We start from the raw sequence: 17,700 nt of genomic DNA on the forward strand, positions 1-17,700 counted from the left end.
CCTGACCATTGCTATCGGCGATGATGGAGGATTCGTTTATCAGCAACCCACCCAAGGCAAGCCCGATGATCCAACTCTTCTACTACCCCAGCAACGCCAGCATGGCGCCCCATGTGCTGCTGCGCGAGATCGGCGCGCCGTTCGAGCTGCGCCTGGTCGACAAGGACCAGAACGAGCACAAGTCGGCCGATTATCTGAAGCTCAACCCGAACGGGCTGATCCCGGTGCTGGTCGATGGCGATCTGGTGCTGTACGAGTGCGCCGCGATCTGCCTGCACCTGGCCGATACCCACCCGGAGGCCAAGCTGGCGCCCGCGCTGGGCACGCCGGCCCGCGCGCAGATGTACAAATGGCTGATCTGGATGACCAACACCCTGCAGGCCACCCTGCTCGGCTACTTCTATCCGGACCGGGCGGTGAACCCCGGCAACACCGAGGGCGCGGCCCAGGTCAAGGCCCAGGCTGAGGCCAAGGTTGCCTCGTTGCTGGAACAGCTTGACGCGCAGCTGGCAAGCTCCGGCGGCCCCTGGCTGCTGGGCGCCGACTACTCGCTGACCGACGCCTACGCGCTGATGCTGTGCCGCTGGACGCGCAATATGGCCCGCCCCGCCCGCAGCTACGCCCACATTGGCCCCTATCTGCAGCGCCTGCTGGAGCGCCCGGCCGTCAAGGAAATGCTGGCCGTGGAGCAGTTGCCGCAACCCTGGATTTGATGCTCATCATGGAGCTGATACTGATACGCCATGGCGAGACCGACTGGAACCGCCGCCAGTGCTTCCAGGGCCAGATCGATGTGCCCTTGAATGCCAACGGGCTGGTCCAGGCGGAGCGCATGGCCCAGCGCCTGGCGCTGGAGCGGGTCGATGCGATGGTCTGCAGCGACCTGATGCGTACCCGCCAGACGGCCGCCCCGGCCGCCGCAGCGCTGGGCCTCGCGCCCAGCTACAGCGAAGGTTGGCGCGAACAGGCCTTCGGCCTGCTGGAAGGCCTGACCTTCGATGACATCCGCCAGCGCCACCCCGAGGAGTTCGCCCTTTGGGCGCGCCACGACCCCGACTACGAGTTGCCCGGCGGCGCCGAGAGCCGGCGGCGCTTTCATGCGCGGGTGAACGAAGCGCTGCAGGCGCTCAGCGCGGCCCATGCCGGCCGCACCCTGGCAGTGATCACCCATGGCGGCGTGCTCGACATGGTCTATCGCTCGGCCCTGGGCCTGTCCCTGCACGGGCCGCGCGAATGCGCGATTCCGAATGCCGGGCTGAACCGGGTGCGGGTCAGCGAGGCCGGGCTGGAGATCGTCAGCTGGGCGGACGATGCGCATGTGGCGGATCTGTTGATGGCGCATTGAGGTGGTGGCCCCGGATTGCATCCGGGCTACCCGTTCGTGTCGGACCCGGATTGCATCCGATCTCCGTAGCCCGGATGCAATCCGGGTCACAAACCCAGGCAGCGATTGAGCTCATCCACCTGACGCCGCAAGCGCTGCGAGCCGGGGCTGGCATTCAGCCGCGGCTGCAGCAGGTTCTGCGCCGCGCTGTAGCGCCCGGCCTGCAGCAGGGCGTCGATGTAGATCTGCTCGAACAGGTCGCGCTGCGCATGGCTGCCGCCGATCTCGACCAGGCGCGGCAGGGCCTGGCCCAGCTGATCAACGGCCTCCTCGAAGCGCCCGCGGCCGTGGGCCAGCAGGCCGCGGCCGGCCGGCACGGCCACGCGCAGCCAGGCGCCGCGCTGGGCGGCCGGGGCCAGCGGCGCGAACCGGATCAGGTTGCGCAGCAGCGCATCGGCCTCGGGCCACCCGGCACGGGCCAGGCCGTAGAGGTAGTGCAGATCCAGAAAGGGCAAGACCTGGTCCCTGACCCGCGGCGCCAGGAATGGGGCCAGCGCCTGCCAGCGCGCACCGACCACACCACCGGCCAGCTCGACCCGCGCCAGCAGCGAGACGGCGTTGACCTGGTCCTGCGAGTAGTCCGGCGCGACACCCCAAACCTGCTGGTCGTAGAGCTTCAGCACCGCATCGAGTTCGCCCAGCTCCAGCTGGAACAGGGCCAGATGCCACCAGTTGTGCGTCTGCATGAAGGAGTTCAGGCCCTGCCAGCCGGGGCTGGCCGCCTGCATGAAGTCGCGCCCCTCGGTCAGCCGCCCCTGGGTCAGCATCACATGGGCCAGCGCATGCTGGGCCCAGGGCTCGCGCGGCTGCATCGCCAGCGCCCGGCGCGCGCTGGCCTCGGCTTCGGGCATCCAGTGGCATTGCTCATAGCCGAAGGCCAGCATGCCGTGCAGATAGGACACATCGGCGGCTGCCGCCCGGCACAGCAGGGCCAGGCGCAGCATGCGCGGCGAGTCACCCAGATTGAAGGCCAGCACCTGGGCCAGCTTCAGCGCCACCAGATCGCGCGGATGCTCGCGCAGCAGCGCTTCCAGCCGCGCCAGCGCCTGATCCACCTCACCCAGAGCCCAGGCCTGCACCGCCTGCGCAAAACAGCGCTCCCGCGGTGTGGCCGGCTGCAACGGGTTCAGCGCCCGGTCCAGAAAGGGCTGGGCGTGGGTCGGCGCCTGCGGTGTCTCGGCAAACAGATGCAGGGCCGCGGCATAGGCCTGCACCAGCACACCGGGCTCTTGAGCGGCAATGTCCAGCACCTTCAGCACGCGCAGCTGGCAGGCGGCAAAGCCTTCGACGAAATCGTTCAGCGCGGCCAGGCTGGCGGCGTCGGCCAGCGTGACCGGATTGCCAAAGCAGTCCTGCATGGCGGAAGCCGGCCGGGGCTACTCGGCCGGCGGCTTGGGCCAGGCATGCTGGGCGCCGCGCATCTGCTCGAAGGCGCGGGCCAGTTGCAGCACGCCCAGATCGTCGAAGCGCCGGCCTATGATCTGCAAGCCAATCGGCAGGCCCTTGGCCGTGTAGCCGCAGTTGATGCTGGCGGCCGGCTGCTCGCTCATATTGAAAGGCACGGTGAAGGCGATGTGCTCGAACGGGCGTTGCGGGTCGTTCAGCGGACTGGCCAGCTCGGCCGCATAGGCCGGCACCGGGCTCACCGGCGAGAGCACAAAGTCGAAGGGCTGGCAGGCGGCAATCGCCGCATCGCGCATCGCCGCCATCTGGCTGTAGCCCTTGAAGACCTCGGCGGCGGTCAGATAGCTGCCCGTGCTGACCCACTCGCGGATATAGGGCAGCACCTGGTTCTGCCGCGCCGGCGGCAGGGCCGTGATGTCCAGCCAGGAGCGCATGCGCCAGAACTTGTCCAGCCCGTCCATCATCTCGCGGCTGCTGACGCCCTTGATGGGCTCGACCACGGCGCCGGCCTGCTCGAACTGCTGAGCCGCACGCTGCACCGCCGCGGCCGTTTCGGGCTCGACGGCCATGCCCCAGCCGGCGTCCATCATCAGGCCTATTCGAACACCCTGCAGCCCCTTGACTTCCCGCTCCAGCTGCGACCAGGCAATGTCCTGCCAGGGCAGGCTCATGCTGTCGCGCCAGTCGGGGCGGCTCAACACGCTCATCAGCAGGGCGGAGTCAGCTACCGTTCGCGTCATCGGCCCGGCGACGCGGCCGGCGTACGGCGGCTTGATCGGTATGCGGCCCAGGCTGGGTTTCAAGGTGAAGATGCCGCACCAGGCGGCCGGCAGGCGTACGCTGCCGCCGATATCGGTGCCGACATGCAGCGGCCCATAGCCCGCAGCGGCCGCGGCCGCTGCGCCGGCACTCGACCCGCCCGGGTTCTTGCTCAGATCCCAGGGGTTGCGCGTCAGCGGGTGAAAGCTCGACAGGCCCGACGACAGCATGCCGTAGTCGGGCATCGTCGTCTTGCCCATGAACACGGCGCCGACCTCGCGCATGCGGGCGGCCGGCGGGGCGTCTTCAGCCGCCGGCACCAGCTCGGTGGCAGCGGTGCCCAGCGGCATGGGCACGCCCTGGGTGGCGATGTTCTCCTTCAGCATCGATGGCACGCCATCCAGCGTGACGCCGCCGACGGTCAGCGGCTCGCCGCTGCGCCAGCGCGCCTCCGAGGCCTTGGCCTGCACCATTGCCTCATGCGGATCCAGTGCATAGCTGGCGTGCAGAAACGGCTCCCAGTTCTCGACATGGGCCAGCACCGCCTTGGTCACCTCGACCGGCGAAAGCGCGCGGCTGCGGTAGGCGGCCAGCAGGTCAAGCGCGGAGAGATCGTGCAGTGAGGTCATCGCGATGTGCTTCGTCGAGTGACTGAGGTTGTAGCGTTTGGCTGGCGAAGGCGCAAGAAGGGCTTGCCAGGTTCCCGGATTGCATCCGGGCTACCCACTCTCCGTAGCCCGGATGCAATCCGGGGCAGGTTCACTCCCAATAGAGGCCCGACAGGTCGTTGACAAACACCGGCATGTCCTTCCACAGCCCGCCCAGGCGCTTCTTGGCCACGGTGATCCACTGCGGCTGGTAGAGATAGACATTGACCGCATCGGCGGCCAGCATGCGCTGCGCGTCGCCCAGCAGCCTGGCGCGCTCGTCCTCGCGCGGGGCATTGTTGATCTTGGCAAACAGCTCGTTGAACCTGGGGTTCTCGTAGCCCCAGTAATAGCCCGGCTTGGCATAGTTGCCCAGGTCGAACGGCTCGACGTGGGAGATGATGCTCAGGTCATAGTTCTTGTTGGTGTAGACGCCCGACAGCCACTGCGCCCATTCGACATTCTCGATCTTCGCCGTGATGCCCACCTTGGCCAGCTGGGCGGCCACCACTTCGCCGCCCTGGCGGGCATAAGGCGTGGGCGGCAGCTTCAGGCTCAGCTCCAGCGGCAAGGCCACGCCCGCCTCCTTCAGCAGGGCCTTGGCCTTGGCAATGTCGAAGGGGTTGACGCCGGTGGTGTCCACATAGCCCAGCGCGCCGGGCACATAGTGGCTGCCAATGGGCACGCCAAAGCCATCGGCGGCGGCCTCGATCACCGCCTTGCGGTCGATGGCGGCGGCAATCGCGCGGCGCACGCGCACATCGCTCAGCGGAGCCTTCTTGTTGTTGATCGAGACAATGGTCTTGGCCCGCGAGCCATTGAGCAGCACCTGAAAGCGCTTGTCGGCCCGGAACTGGGCCAGGCTGCGCGCCGCGGCCACGCGGGGGAAGGCGTCCACATCGCCGGCCAGCAGAGCCGCCACCTGGGCGGACGGGTCGCTGATGATGCGGAACTGGGCGCGGTTCATCTTCACCGCCGCCGCATTGCGGTAGGCCGGCCACTTGGCCAGCGTGATGCTGGAGCCCTTGGCCCAGGCGTCCAGCTTGTAGGGCCCGGTGCCCACCGGCTGGGTCGCATTGGTGGCCACGCTCTTGGGCTCGACGATCACCGCCGTGGCCTGGCCGATCAGGAACAGGAAGTCCGGCTCTATGGTCTTCAGCCCTATCACCACAGTGTGCTCGTCGGGGGCGGCAATCAGCCCCATGCTGGCGAACAGGCGCTTGTCCTTGTTGGTGGACTTGTCATCGGCCGCGCGCTCGAACGAGAACTTCACCGCCTGGGCATTGAACGGTTCGCCGTTCTGGAACTTGACACCCTTGCGCAGCTTGAAGGTGAAGGTCTTCAGGTCAGGCGACACCTCCCAGCTCTCGGCCAGCAGCGGCGTGACCTTGCCGTCCGGGCCAATCTTGGTCAGCGTCTCGAACACGTTGTAGAGCACCACCTCGGCAATCGCCGAGGCCGCGCCGGCGGTCGGGTCCAGGCCCGGTGGCTCCAGGGTCATGGCCAGGATGACGCTGTCTTTCTTCGCTTGGGCCTGGGCGGCGGGGGCGGTCAAGGTCAGCGCCAGGCTGGCGCCGAGAACGAGTGCTTTGAACATGATGCGGGAGGACTCCAACAAAGATGTGCTCATCATGGCATGTGCCTGGGCCCCGCGCGCGGCATGGCGGAGAGCAGCGCGCGGGTGTATGGATGGCTGGGCCGCTGGAACAACTGCTCGGGCGGCCCACGCTCGACCACCCGCCCCTGGTACAGCACCAGCACCTCGTCGCAGAGGTGATCGACCACCGCCAGGTCATGGCTGATCAGCAGGTAGCCGATGCCGAACTGGGCCTGCAGGTCCTGCAGCAGGTTCAGCACCTGGGCTTGGACGGAGACGTCCAACGCGCTGACCGGCTCGTCGGCGACGATCAGCTTCGGACGCGTCACCAGCGCGCGGGCAATCGCAATACGCTGGCGCTGGCCGCCGGAGAACTCGTGCGGGTACTTGTCGGCATCGGCGGCACGCAGGCCTACCGCGTCCAGCGATTCGAGCACCCGCTTGCGCTGCGTGGGCGCATCGACCTGCAGCGCGCCGCTCAAGGCGCTCAGCGGCTCGGCGACGATGCGGCCCACCGTCTGCCGCGGGTCCAGCGAGCCATAGGGGTCCTGGAACACCATCTGGAAATGCTGGCGCGCCAGCCGCAGCTCGGCCCGGCCCAGCCGGTGCAGGTCCTGACCGAGCAGGGTGACCCTGCCGCCATCCAGCGGCTCCAGTGCCATCACCGCCCGCGCCAGGGTGGACTTGCCCGAACCCGACTCGCCGACGACGCCCAGGCTCTTGCCGGCCTCCAGCGTGAAGCTGACGCCGTTGAGCGCCTCCACCTTGGGCGCCGGCCCCCACAAGCGCTCGCGCGGCAGCGGGTAGTGGCGCACCAGGCCTTCGGCCTGCAGCAGGGTCACCATGGAGGCACCTGCAACTGAGGCGCCCGGTGCAGCGATTCGGCCAGGCGCAGGCAGCGCAAGTCGTGACCCTCGCCCAGCCGCTCGGCCGGTGGGGCGATGCGCTGGCAGGCCTCCTCGGCCAACGGGCAGCGCGCGCTGAAGGCACAGCCGGCAGGCAGCTCGCGCAGCCCGGGCACGGTGCCGGCAATCGTCTGCAGGCGTTGGCCGCGCGAGACACCCAGCCGCGGCCGGGCGGCGAACAGCCCCTGGGTATAAGGGTGGCCCATGCGCTCGAACACCGCTGACGTGGGCCCGGCCTCGACGGCCTGGCCGCCGTACATCACCAGCATGGAACGCACGTTCTCCGCAACCACGTCCAGGTCATGCGAGATCAGTATCAACCCCATGCCGCGCTCTTCCACCAGCCCGGCGATCAGCTCCAGGATCTGGCCCTGTATCGTCACGTCCAGCGCCGTGGTCGGCTCGTCGGCGATCAGCAGCTCGGGCCCGCAGGCCAACGCCATCGCAATGCCCACGCGCTGGCGCTGGCCGCCGGACAGCTGGTGCGGATAGGCCTCGGCACGGCGCCGCGCATCGGCCAGGCCCACGCGGTCGAGCAGGCGCACCGCCTCCGTCAGCGCCTCGGCCCGCGACAGCCCCTGGTGCAGTATCAAAGGCTCGGCCACCTGGCGACCGATACGATGCAAGGGGTTCAGCGCCGTCATCGGCTCCTGGAAGATCATCGCGATGCGGTCGCCGCGCAGCCGGCTGTAGGCTTCGTCATCCAGGGCCAGCAAGTCCTGGCCCTTGAAGCGGATGCTGCCTTCGATCTCGGCGCCCTCGGGCAACAGGCCCATCAGCGCCAGCGCCGTCAGCGATTTGCCACAGCCCGATTCGCCGACCAGGCCCAGCGTGTCGCCGGCCTGCAGCGCAAAGCTCAGGCCGCGCACCGCCTCGGCCGGGCCGGCGGCGGTCCGCAGGCGCACCCGCAGGTTCTGCACTTCGAGCAGGGCTGTCATCGTGCCCTCGCCAGCTTGGGGTCCAGCAGATCGCGCAGGCCGTCGCCGAGCAGGTTCAGGCCCAGCACGGCCAGCATGATGGCCAGGCCGGGATAGACGGCCAGCTGTGGCGCCTGGAACAACAAGGTCTGCGCCTCGCTGAGCATGCGGCCCCATGACGGCTGGGGCGGCTGCGTGCCCAGGCCCAGATAGGACAGCGCCGCCTCGGCAAGTATCGCCAGCGCGAACTGTATCGTGGCCTGCACGATCAGCACCGACAGGATGTTGGGCAGCACGTGCTCGATGCTGATGCGCACCGGGCCCCGGCCCGCAGCGCGGGCGGCAAGACAATAGTCACGCGACCAGATCGCGTTGGCCGAGGCGCGGGTCACGCGGGCAAAGGTCGGTATGTTGTGGATGCCGATGGCGATGATGGAGTTGACGATGCCGGGCCCGAACACCGCCGTCATCATGATGGCCGACAACAGGGCCGGGAAGGCGAAGGTGAAATCGCTCATGCGCATGATGATTTCCTCGACCCAGCCGCGGCGCGCCGCCGCCCACAGGCCCAGGAGGCCGCCGGCCAGCAAGCCTATGCCGACAGCGATCACGCCAACCAGGATGGAGTTGCGCGCGCCGACCAGTATCAGGGTCAGCACATCGCGGCCCAGCACATCGGTGCCCAGCCAGTGGGCGGCGGAGGCTGGCTGCAGCTTGGAGGGAAGATCGATCTCGTAGGGTGGCCAGGGCGTCCAGACCAGGGACAGCAGTGCCGCCAGCGCGACCAGCGAGGTCAGCACGGCGCCGATCAGGAAACTCTTGTGCACTTTCACAGGCCGGATACCTTGATGCGCGGGTCTATCACCGCATACAGCAGATCGACCAGGAAGTTGACCACCACCACCATCGCCGCCAGCAGCAGCACGCAGTTGCGCACCACGGCCAGATCGCGGTTGGCAATGGCCTGGAAGATCAGCCGGCCCAGCCCCGGCAGGTAGAACACGTTCTCGACCACGATCGTGCCGGCCAGCAGATTGGCGAACTGCAGGCCCATGATGGTGACGACCGGAATCATTGCGTTGCGCAAGACATGGCCCCGCAGCGCGGCGCGCCGGCTCAGGCCCTTGGCACGGGCGGTGCGCACAAAGTCTTCGCGCAGCACCTCCAGCACCGCCGAGCGGGTGATGCGCGCCAGAATCGCCGCCTGCACCACGGCAAGCGCCACCGCCGGCAGCACCAGGGACTGCAGGCCGGGCCACAGACCTCCACCGTCGTCCTCGCTCCAGCCCGGAAAGCCGCCGGCTGCAAACCACTGCAGCTTCACCGCAAAGACCCAGATCAGCAGGATGGCGAACCAGAAGTTGGGGATGGCTATGCCCAGCTGGCTGAGCGCCATCAGGCCGGTGTCGCCAAACCTCCGGTGGTGGGCTGCGGCATAAACGCCGGCCGCCAGCGCCAGCACCGTGCTCAGGAGCATGGCCAGCAGGGCCAGCGGCACGGTCAGCGCCAGGCGCTCCAGAATCAGGTCCAGCACCGGCGTGCTGTAGGCATAGCTGATGCCCAGATCGCCGCGCAGCATGCCCAACAGCCAGGCGCCGTAGCGCTGCAGCGGCGGTGCGTCCAGGCCCAGCTTGGCGGCCAGCGCTGCCACCGACTCGGGCGTGGCCTCGGTGCCCATCAGCACCTGGGCGGCATTGCCGGGCAGTATCTCCAGCACCAGGAACACCACGGCCGAGGCACCCAACAGGGTCAGCGCCAGCGTGGCCAGGCGCTTCAGCAGAAACAGGGTCATGGAGGCGTGGCGAGCTGCTCGCGCAGGCTGACGATGGTGCTGCGGATATGGCTGCGGCCCAGGCGCTCGGCCTCGTCGGCATCGCCGCGCGCGATGGCGGCGATCAAGCCCTCATGCTCCCGCACCGCCTGCTCGGCCTCCGCCTCGGCCAGTATCACGGCCGGGGCAAACACCTGCGAGGTCAGACGCACGATGCCCAGCTGCCCGCTGAGAAATTCATTCCTGGCCATCTCGACGATGGTGGTGTGGAAGTGGACGTTGGCCAGCGTGTAGTCCCCGGCCGACCAGGGCTGCATGGCCCGGCGCTGGCTCGCGACGATGGGGTCCAGCAGCGCATGGGCCTGCCCGGCCGAACGCTCGGCGGCCAGGCGCGCAGCCAGGCCGTCAAGCATTTCGCGCAGCACATAGGCGTCCAGCAGCCGCGGCCCGTCGATCCGCGCAACACTGACGCCGCGCACCGCATCGGCCTCGACCAGCCCCTCGGCCTGCAGCACGCGCAGCGCCTCGCGCAGCGGCGTGCGGCTCACGCCCAGCTGTTCGGCCAGCTGCACCTGGCGCAGCACATCGCCCGGTGCGTGCACGCCCTTGTAGATGCGCTCGCGCAGCACCTGCGCCACCTCGTCCACCAGACGCACGCGGCTTTGCCATTCCAGCAGGTCGGACATCTGAACCTCCGATGCATTCGACGATGGTCATGCGGGGTTTGGATACTGGATCCAGAACCCGCCTCGGTGCATGATAGTGCCCATTGAGCACCCCCAGGGCGATGATCTGCGTCGTCCGAACGCGCGGTACAGATTCAACAGGAGACTGGCATGAGGCTGAAGGACAAGGTCGCCATCGTCACCGGCGGAGCGTCGGGGTTTGGCGAGGGCATTGTGCGCAAGTTCGTCGCCGAGGGCGCCCGCGTGCTGATCGCCGACCGCGATCTGGCCGCCGGCCTGCACCTGGCCGCGCTGCTGGGCCCGGCGGTGCGGGCGCTGCGGGTGGACGTCAGCAACGCCGCCGACGTGAAGATCATGATGGATGCCACCGTCGAACACTTCGGCGGCCTGGATATCCTGGTCAATAACGCCGGCGTCGGCCACACGCCGCAAGCGCTGGAGGAGTTGGCCGAGGACGAGTTCGACCGCATCGTCGCCGTCAATATGAAGGCCATCTACCTGGCCGCCCGCGAGGTTGTGCCGCGCTTCAAGACGCTGCGCGAAGCGACCGGTCGCGGCGCCGGGGTGATACTGAATATGGCGAGCACGGCCGGCGTCAGCCCCAGGCCGAATCTGACCTGGTACAACGCCAGCAAGGGCTTTGTCATCACCGCCACCCGCTCGATGGCGGTGGAGCTGGCACCGTTCGGCATACGGGTGGTGGCGCTGAACCCGGTGGCCGGCGAAACGCCGATGCTGAAGACCTTCATGGGCGAAGACACGCCGGCCGTGCGCGCCAGGTTCCTGGCCAGCATTCCGCTCGGGCGTTTCTCGACGCCCGAAGACCTCGGTAACGCCGCCTGCTTTCTGTGCAGCGACGAGGCCAGCATGATCACCGGTGTGTGCATGGAGGTGGATGGTGGGCGCTGCATCTGACAATCGCTGGGCAAGAATTGCAGGACTGGCCCTGCTGCTGGGGCTGAGTGCCTGCGGCGGCGGTGGCGGCGGCGACGCGACTCCGCCGCCCGACGTGCCCACCCCCACCGTCCCGGGCACCCTGGCCGACCCGACCAGCTACTCCTCCAGCGCCAGCGCCTCGCTGGCCTCGGCCGTCGAGGCGGCGGCCACCAGCACGCACAGCATCACCCTGAACGGCACGGCCATCGCCTACACCGCCAAGGCCGGCCACCTGACGGCCAAGGCGCCCGGCACCGGCCAGGACCAGGCCTCCTTCTTCTACGTCGCCTACACCGCCGACAACCAGCCGGCCGCCACCCGGCCCATCACCTTCTTCTACAACGGCGGCCCCGGCTCGGCCAGCGTCTGGCTGCATCTGGGCTCCTACGGCCCCAAGCGCCTGGCCACCGGCATGCCGTCCACGTCCCTGCCGCGGCCCTTCGCCCTGGTGGACAACGCCGAAAGCCTGCTCGACACCAGCGATCTGGTCTTCGTCAACGCGGTCGGCAGCGGGCTGTCGCAGGCCATCGCGCCGTTCAGCAACCGCAGCTTCTGGGGCGTCGATGCCGATGCGGCCGTGTTCCGCGACTTCGTGCAGCGCTACATCACCGTCTACGCACGCCAGGCCTCGCCCAAATACCTGTTCGGCGAGTCCTACGGCGGGCCGCGCACCGCCGTGCTCGCCTCACTGCTGGAAGGCGCCGGTGTGCAGCTCACGGGCCTGGTGCTGCAAGCGCCTGCGATGGACTACAACAGCAATTGCGGCGTCACGGGCCAGGCCACCATCAGCTGTGGCGGCTATCTGCCCAGTTATGCGGCCACCGGTCAGCACTACCAGCTGGCCCGTCCCCTGCCTACCGACCTCGGCGCCTACATGACGCAGATGCGTGACTTCACCGCCAGCCGCTACACCCCTGCGGTGAATGCTCTGCTGCAGGGCAACGCCGTGCCCGCCGAGCTGCCGCCGCTGCTCAGCGACTACACCGGCCTGGCCCTCAATCATTGGCAGAGCAGCTTCAATATGCAGCCGGGCCCGTACCGCAGCCAGCTGATGCCCGGCACCGTGATAGGCCGCTATGACGCCCGCGTGTCCGCGCCAGTGGGCAGCGCGCTGGCCAGCGAGGGCGATCCGTCGAGCACCGTCATCGGCGCCTCCTTCTCGAGCGCCATCGCCAACTATCTGCGCGAGAACCTGCGCTACAGCAATGGCTCGACCTATGTGCTGCTGAGCGACGCGATCGAGAGCTGGGACTTCCGCCATGCCGGCAAGAGCCTGCCCGACAGCATCCCCGACCTCGGCGCCGCGCTGGCGCTGAACCCGCGGCTGCGCGTGCTGGCGCTGAACGGCTATCACGATCTGGCCACGCCGTTCTATCAGACCGAGCAAGACCTGGCACGGCTGAACCTGCCCGGCCGCGTGCTGGTGCGCAACTATGCCGGCGGCCATATGACCTATCTGGACGATGCGGCACGGGTGGCCAGCAAGGCCGATCTGGTGGCGTTCTACCGCGGCACCTTGGCGGTGGCCCAGGCGGCTGGCAAGGGCCCAACAGTGCGCGCGCAGGCCGCTCCCGCGCTTGCCGCCGCCGGCCCCGTCACCGCGCCCCCGCCCGACGCACTGCAGACGCCGCTGCGCGATCCCTGGGTGCCGCCGGCGCTGCGCCCACTCGTGCCGCCACCACCGCCCAGTCAGGGCCAGGCCCTGCAGCGGGAGATAGCCGCGCGTTTGCATAAGCTGCGCGAGCGCTGAGCGCAGTGGACCCGGCCCGCGACCGCTTCACGCTCGGCGAATGGACGGTTGACGCCGCCGGCAACCGCCTGCTGCGCGGTGATGAGCAGCGGCCGCTGCGTCACAAGGCCATGGCCCTGCTGGTGCTGCTGGCCCGCCATGCCGGCGAGACGGTCAGCCGCGACGAGATCGTCGACACCATCTGGGACGGCAACCAGTTCGTTGCGCCCAAGGCCATCAACACCGCCATCTGGACCATACGCCAGGCCCTGGGCGACGACCCCGAGGCGCCGCGCTATGTGGAGACGGTGGCCAAGAAGGGCTACCGGCTGATTGCCCATGTTGCCCCTGTCGCCCAGGTCGCCCCGGTGGGTGCCGTGGCGCCCGCAGCCGAGCCCGCTGCAAATCAAGCAACGGCGCCCACCCGTCGCCTGCTGCTGCCCTTGCTCGCCACCGCCCTGATCAGCTCGGCCCTGGCCTGGGCCTGGCTGCTGCGCACACCGCCGCCGCCTGAAGCGGCGCTGGCCACCGCTACGCCGCTGACGCAGAACCCCGGCCTCGAATACCTGGGCCAGCTCTCGCCCGACGGCCGGCTGCTGGCCTTTGGCTGGTGGCAGGGCCAGGGCGCGGGCCGGCTGTATCTGCGCGCCGCCGGTGATTTGAATGCCACGCCACAGGCCATCAGTGGCGAGGCCGGCGAGGTGCAGGGTCTGGCCTGGTCACCCGACGGCCAGGCCATCGCCTATGTGGCCTCGCCCGGCGGCGGGCAATGCACGCTGTGGATCTATCAGCTGCAGGAACGCAGCCAGCGCGAGCTGGCGCGCTGCACGCCGATGTTCACGCCCACCGTCGACTGGTCGCCCGATGGTCGCTGGATCGCCTTCAGCGCCACGGCCGAAGGCGCCGGCGGCCTGTTCCTGATCGCCCCGGACGGCACCGGCCTGCGGCGCCTGAGCACCGCCCCGCCGGCGGCCATGCCCGATCACCAGCCGGCCTGGTCGCCCGACGGCCAGCGCCTGGCCTTCGCCAGGCAGGATCCGGCCGACGGCACACGCGACCTATACGAGATCACCCTCGATGGCAAGCTCGAGCGCCTGTCCCATCTGAAGCTGTACTGGCTGCACGGCCTGAGCTACACCGCCGCAGGGCGGGATCTGATCTTCTCCACCACCCGGCAGGACACCCGGGTGCTGCTGCGCTGGGACCGCGCCAGCGCCAAGGCCCTGCCCCTGGGGCTGGAAGGCAGCGCGCCCAAGCGCAGCGCGGACGGCCGCATCGTCTATGCGCTGCTGCGCGCCCATGTCAGCATCGCCCGCCTGGCCTGGGGCGACGGCAGGCCCGAGCGCAACATCAGCTCGGTGGCCAATGACCGCGCGCCCGATGTCAGTGGCGAGACCACCGTTTTCGTGTCACGCCGGTCCGGCCAGTCCGAACTGTGGCAGGCCGATGGCAGCGGCGGCGAGGCCCGCCGGCTGACCCGGCTCGAGGGGGTGGCCGCGGCGCCGGCCCTGTCGCCGCGCGGCGACCAGGTGGCTTTTCTGGGCAGCTGCGGGCCCGGCAAGCGCTTCGGCCTGTGCGTTCTGAACCCGGCGGACGGGCGGGTGCAGGCGCTGTCGGCCGACGCCGCCACCTACGGCCGGCCCGGCTGGCACCCCACCGCCAACGAGATCTGGGTGCCCAGTGATCGCGGCGGCAGCTGGCAGCTCTGGCGCTTTGCCGCCGATGGCAGCCGGCCGCCGGTCGTGGCACCCACCGACGCGCCACCGGGTCGCGCGATGCAGTGGGCACCCGACGGCAGCGCCCTGGTCTATCAGCAGCGCTTCGGCGGCCCGCTGCGGCACCGCGCCGTCGATGGTCGCGAGCGCCAGCTCGACATCCTGCTGCCCGGGGAGACCCTGGTCGACTGGCGCCTGGGACCGCGCGGCCTGGTGGTGCTGGCCCGTGGCAGCCGCGAGCGCTTCCGCCTGATCGATATGACCAGCGGCCGGCAGGAGCAGCTGAGCGTCCACGCGCTGGGCACCTTCCCCGAGCTGGCCAGCTTCGCGCTGGCCGCCGACGGCAGCGCGCTGGTGGAGATTTCCAACACCGCCGTGGCCGATCTGATGCAGATGCGCTGAGTTTTCCGCCGTTCGCAAGTGCTTGTCACGCAACGATAAATATCTTTTGGATGGGGTTTGGATCGGGTTTGGCAGCGGCCCGTCTTGCGGGCCGCACGCAGCCTGGGCCTACTGGGGTGGCATCGCACCGGTGCACCCATTCAGGAGACTCCATGCAAAGAAGAACAGCAACCTCCGGCGCCCTGCTCATGTGGCTGTTGAGCGCCTGCGGCGGTGGCGGCAGCGGCGCCGAGGCCGCAGCACCTGCACCTTCACCGGCCCCATCGCCAGCCCCCTCTCCGGCGCCAGCTCCAGCTCCGGCTCCCGCTCCTTCGCCGGCTCCCGCCCCGGCTCCGGCTCCGGCTCCTGCGCCAGCCCTTCCGGCCGGCTGGACCAAACTGGCCGACATGCCCTCGGGCGTCGCCAAGTTCGGCGTGGCCGCGCTGGGCGGCAAGATCTATGTCGTCGGCGGCTACGACACCCGCCGCACGGTGATGGTCTATGACATCGCCGCCAACAGCTGGGCCAGCGGCCCGGCCCTGCCACGCGGCACCGACAATGTCGCCGCCCTGGCCACCGCCGACCGGCTGTATGCGATGGGCGGAGAAGCCAGCACCGCTTTCCAGGTATTTGACCCCGCCAGCGGCCAGTGGAGCGCCGGCCCCATCCTGCCACGCATCAGCTTCGCCTCCGCCGCCGCTGCGTCAGGCGGACGCCTGCATCTGGTCGGCGGCTGGAATTACAGCAACAGCGCCAGCGCCTCGGTGGCCAGCCACTCGGTGTTCGACCCCGCCAGCCAGGGCTGGAGCAGCGCCGCGGCGCTGTCCACGCCGCGCAATGCCGCAGGAGCCGCCGCCATCGACGACCGCGTCTACGTGGTCGGCGGCCGGGCGCCTGGCATACGGGCGGCCGACCAGCAAAGCCTGGCCAGTGTCGAGGTCTACACCGCCGCCACCGATCAATGGGCGGCCGGTGCGCCACTGCCCACCGCCCGTGGCAGCCTGGCCGTGGTGGCGCTGGGCGGGAGGCTGTATGCGCTGGGCGGTGAATCGACACCTGGCACCGTCAGCGATGCGGTCGAGCGCTACGACCCCGCCACCCAGGCCTGGACCGCCCTGCCGGCCATGCCCTACCGCAGCCATGGCCTGGGGGCCGTGGTGGTCGGCGATGCGATCTATGTGATGGGCGGCTTTGGCGGCGCCTCGGACGCGGTGGGCAGCGAGTCGATGGCGCTCTACCGCTACCAGCCATGAGCACCCGCCCGGCCGTTCCGAAGGGGGCTCGCACCGGAGTGCGAAGCACGGAGGTTACCCAATGAGCGCCCAGTCCGTGCTGGTCGCGGCCGCAGCCCTGCTGTTGACGGCCTGCGGCGGCGGCTCGCTTGACCGCGAAATGGAGCTCCAGCCGCCACCGGTGGCGCCCGCGGCCGACGTCACCGTGCTGATGATGGGGAACAGCCACACCACGGTGAACCAGCTGCCCCAGCAGCTGGAGGCGCTGCTGCGCGCCGGGCTGCCCGGCAAGTCGGTGGCCGTGGCGGTGGCGCCAGGCTGGCTGTTTCTCGACGAGCGGCTGGCCGACAGTCAAAGCCTGGCCCTGCTGCGCAGCCGCGAATGGACGGCGGTGGTGCTGCAGGCGCAGAAGTACAGCACCACCGGCATGTACCAGTACTCCACCGCCGGGGCCGAGGCGCTGGTGCGCGAGGCCCGCAAGGCGGGGGCACTGCCGGTGCTGTTCCCCGAATGGCCGCGCCGCGGCGTGGCCGAGACCGACACGATCTACGATCTGCATGTCTCGATCGCCCGCCAGCAGCCGGCCTGCGTGGCCCCGATCGGCCAGGCCTGGGATCTGGCCCGGGAGCGCATGCCGGCGCTGACCCTGCATGCCGCCGATGGCAACCACTCGGCCTTGGCCGGAGCCCATCTTGCCGCGCTGATGCTGTATGCCACGCTCACCGGCACCTCGCCGCTGGGTCTGCCCGTGATAGACATCGGGGGCGACGGCGTCACGCAGACCCAGCTGCGCCAGGTGGCGGCCGAAGCGGCGCAGGCCTATCCGCCGCGCCGGCACTGCCCGGCCGACAAGGCCCCAGCCGCGCAGGGTCTTGCGGCGGGCAACACAATGGGCGCGACACCACCCTCAGCCCTGAGCCAATGACCGATCTGTCCGCCTTCCCCATCACCCAGAAATGGCCCGCGCAGCACCCCGAACGCCTCCAGCTCTACTCGCTGCCCACGCCCAATGGCGTCAAGGTCTCCATCCTGCTGGAAGAGACCGGCCTGGCCTATGAGCCCCATCTGGTGCGCTTCGACACCAATGACCAGCTGACGCCCGAGTTCCTGTCGCTGAACCCGAACAACAAGATTCCGGCCATCCTCGACCCGCAGGGCCCGGGCGGCAAGCCGCTGGCCCTGTTCGAGTCGGGCGCCATACTGATCTACCTGGCAGAGAAGTCGGGTCAGTTCCTGCCGGCCGATCCGGCGCGGCGCTACGAGACGCTGCAGTGGCTGATGTTCCAGATGGGCGGCGTGGGCCCGATGTTCGGGCAGCTCGGCTTCTTCCACAAGTTCGCCGGCAAGGAATACGAGGACAAGCGCCCCCGCGACCGGTATGTGGCCGAGTCACGCCGCCTGCTCGCGGTGCTGAACCAGCGCCTGACCGGTCGTGCCTGGATCATGGGCGACGACTACACCATCGCCGACATCGCCATCCTGCCCTGGGTCAACAACCTGATCGGCTTCTATGGCGCCGGCGATCTGGTCGGCTACAAGGACTTCCCCGAGCTGGCCCGCGTGGTGCAGGCCTTCCTGGCCCGGCCGGCGGTGCAGCGGGGCCTGGGCATTCCGGCGCGGCCGGCGGGCGCCTGATC

The 17,700-nt window shown here is 69.4% G+C and carries 16 protein-coding genes; 8 read left to right on the plus strand and 8 right to left on the minus strand.

All coding sequences use genetic code 11. The annotated features are described in order from the left end of the window. Positions 1-65: 65 nt before the first annotated feature. The gene (locus DES47_RS24990; RefSeq protein ID WP_133703500.1) at positions 66-713 is read left to right on the plus strand and encodes a glutathione S-transferase family protein; all 648 of its coding nucleotides are present in this window, start codon (positions 66-68) and stop codon (positions 711-713) included. Continuing rightward, the gene (locus DES47_RS24995; RefSeq protein WP_341800686.1) at positions 713-1,345 is read left to right on the plus strand and encodes a histidine phosphatase family protein; all 633 of its coding nucleotides are present in this window, start codon (positions 713-715) and stop codon (positions 1,343-1,345) included. The genes DES47_RS24990 and DES47_RS24995 overlap by 1 nt, the downstream gene beginning before the upstream one ends. Before the next feature lie 86 nt (positions 1,346-1,431). Here DES47_RS24995 and DES47_RS25000 read toward each other — a convergent pair whose 3' ends face one another. From DES47_RS25000 to DES47_RS25035, 8 genes are all read right to left on the minus strand, one after another. Beyond that, on the minus strand, positions 1,432-2,742 hold the full coding sequence (locus tag DES47_RS25000; protein ID WP_133703501.1) for a tetratricopeptide repeat protein: 1,311 nt from the start codon (positions 2,740-2,742) through the stop codon (positions 1,432-1,434). 18 nt (positions 2,743-2,760) lie between these two features. Then, on the minus strand, positions 2,761-4,176 hold the full coding sequence (locus tag DES47_RS25005; RefSeq protein ID WP_133703502.1) for an amidase: 1,416 nt from the start codon (positions 4,174-4,176) through the stop codon (positions 2,761-2,763). 130 nt (positions 4,177-4,306) lie between these two features. After that, positions 4,307-5,791: an ABC transporter substrate-binding protein gene (locus DES47_RS25010; RefSeq protein WP_133703503.1), complete on the minus strand. Its 1,485-nt coding sequence runs from the start codon at positions 5,789-5,791 to the stop codon at positions 4,307-4,309. Positions 5,792-5,823: 32 nt separating this feature from the next. Continuing rightward, complete coding sequence (locus tag DES47_RS25015; protein WP_133703504.1) at positions 5,824-6,636, minus strand: ATP-binding cassette domain-containing protein; 813 nt, start codon at positions 6,634-6,636, stop codon at positions 5,824-5,826. Further along, on the minus strand, positions 6,630-7,634 hold the full coding sequence (locus DES47_RS25020; protein ID WP_133703505.1) for an ABC transporter ATP-binding protein: 1,005 nt from the start codon (positions 7,632-7,634) through the stop codon (positions 6,630-6,632). The genes DES47_RS25015 and DES47_RS25020 overlap by 7 nt, the downstream gene beginning before the upstream one ends. Beyond that, positions 7,631-8,455 (minus strand): ABC transporter permease, encoded by an 825-nt coding sequence (locus tag DES47_RS25025; RefSeq protein ID WP_133703540.1) that lies wholly within the window; start codon positions 8,453-8,455, stop codon positions 7,631-7,633. Before DES47_RS25025 ends, DES47_RS25020 begins: the two co-directional genes overlap by 4 nt. Continuing rightward, positions 8,443-9,405: an ABC transporter permease gene (locus DES47_RS25030; protein ID WP_133703506.1), complete on the minus strand. Its 963-nt coding sequence runs from the start codon at positions 9,403-9,405 to the stop codon at positions 8,443-8,445. The genes DES47_RS25025 and DES47_RS25030 overlap by 13 nt, the downstream gene beginning before the upstream one ends. Then, entirely contained in the window at positions 9,402-10,070 is a 669-nt protein-coding gene (locus DES47_RS25035) for a GntR family transcriptional regulator (protein WP_133703507.1), read from the minus strand. The genes DES47_RS25030 and DES47_RS25035 overlap by 4 nt, the downstream gene beginning before the upstream one ends. A gap of 150 nt (positions 10,071-10,220) precedes the next feature. On the opposite strand from DES47_RS25035, the gene DES47_RS25040 reads away from it, so the two are divergent. From DES47_RS25040 to DES47_RS25065, 6 genes are all read left to right on the plus strand, one after another. Next, positions 10,221-10,985: a glucose 1-dehydrogenase gene (locus tag DES47_RS25040; RefSeq protein WP_133703508.1), complete on the plus strand. Its 765-nt coding sequence runs from the start codon at positions 10,221-10,223 to the stop codon at positions 10,983-10,985. After that, positions 10,969-12,756 (plus strand): S10 family peptidase, encoded by a 1,788-nt coding sequence (locus DES47_RS25045; RefSeq protein ID WP_243748454.1) that lies wholly within the window; start codon positions 10,969-10,971, stop codon positions 12,754-12,756. Before DES47_RS25040 ends, DES47_RS25045 begins: the two co-directional genes overlap by 17 nt. A gap of 5 nt (positions 12,757-12,761) precedes the next feature. Next, positions 12,762-14,852, plus strand: coding sequence for a winged helix-turn-helix domain-containing protein (locus DES47_RS25050; RefSeq protein ID WP_133703509.1), 2,091 nt, complete (start codon positions 12,762-12,764; stop codon positions 14,850-14,852). Between the two features lie 386 nt (positions 14,853-15,238). Further along, positions 15,239-16,084 (plus strand): Kelch repeat-containing protein, encoded by an 846-nt coding sequence (locus DES47_RS25055; protein WP_166652159.1) that lies wholly within the window; start codon positions 15,239-15,241, stop codon positions 16,082-16,084. A 61-nt stretch (positions 16,085-16,145) separates the two neighbouring features. Continuing rightward, positions 16,146-16,988 (plus strand): hypothetical protein, encoded by an 843-nt coding sequence (locus tag DES47_RS25060; RefSeq protein ID WP_133703511.1) that lies wholly within the window; start codon positions 16,146-16,148, stop codon positions 16,986-16,988. Next, positions 16,985-17,698, plus strand: coding sequence for a glutathione S-transferase N-terminal domain-containing protein (locus tag DES47_RS25065; RefSeq protein ID WP_133703512.1), 714 nt, complete (start codon positions 16,985-16,987; stop codon positions 17,696-17,698). The genes DES47_RS25060 and DES47_RS25065 overlap by 4 nt, the downstream gene beginning before the upstream one ends. The last annotated feature ends 2 nt before the right edge of the window (positions 17,699-17,700 follow it).

This window comes from Roseateles toxinivorans, assembly GCF_004362525.1.
GTDB lineage: Bacteria > Pseudomonadota > Gammaproteobacteria > Burkholderiales > Burkholderiaceae_C > Paucibacter > Paucibacter toxinivorans.

Excerpts from the sequence above, each read along its gene's own strand:
- DES47_RS25000 (WP_133703501.1), bottom strand. The coding sequence starts at position 2,742 with ATGCAGGACTGCTTTGGCAATCCGGTCACGCTGGCCGACGCCGCCAGC.
- DES47_RS25020 (WP_133703505.1), bottom strand. The coding sequence starts at position 7,634 with ATGACAGCCCTGCTCGAAGTGCAGAACCTGCGGGTGCGCCTGCGGACC.
- DES47_RS24995 (WP_341800686.1), top strand. The coding sequence starts at position 713 with ATGCTCATCATGGAGCTGATACTGATACGCCATGGCGAGACCGACTGG.
- DES47_RS25005 (WP_133703502.1), bottom strand. The coding sequence starts at position 4,176 with ATGACCTCACTGCACGATCTCTCCGCGCTTGACCTGCTGGCCGCCTAC.
- DES47_RS25030 (WP_133703506.1), bottom strand. The coding sequence starts at position 9,405 with ATGACCCTGTTTCTGCTGAAGCGCCTGGCCACGCTGGCGCTGACCCTG.
- DES47_RS25010 (WP_133703503.1), bottom strand. The coding sequence starts at position 5,791 with ATGTTCAAAGCACTCGTTCTCGGCGCCAGCCTGGCGCTGACCTTGACC.
- DES47_RS24990 (WP_133703500.1), top strand. The coding sequence starts at position 66 with ATGATCCAACTCTTCTACTACCCCAGCAACGCCAGCATGGCGCCCCAT.
- DES47_RS25055 (WP_166652159.1), top strand. The coding sequence starts at position 15,239 with ATGCCCTCGGGCGTCGCCAAGTTCGGCGTGGCCGCGCTGGGCGGCAAG.
- DES47_RS25015 (WP_133703504.1), bottom strand. The coding sequence starts at position 6,636 with ATGGTGACCCTGCTGCAGGCCGAAGGCCTGGTGCGCCACTACCCGCTG.
- DES47_RS25060 (WP_133703511.1), top strand. The coding sequence starts at position 16,146 with ATGAGCGCCCAGTCCGTGCTGGTCGCGGCCGCAGCCCTGCTGTTGACG.
- DES47_RS25035 (WP_133703507.1), bottom strand. The coding sequence starts at position 10,070 with ATGTCCGACCTGCTGGAATGGCAAAGCCGCGTGCGTCTGGTGGACGAG.
- DES47_RS25040 (WP_133703508.1), top strand. The coding sequence starts at position 10,221 with ATGAGGCTGAAGGACAAGGTCGCCATCGTCACCGGCGGAGCGTCGGGG.
- DES47_RS25065 (WP_133703512.1), top strand. The coding sequence starts at position 16,985 with ATGACCGATCTGTCCGCCTTCCCCATCACCCAGAAATGGCCCGCGCAG.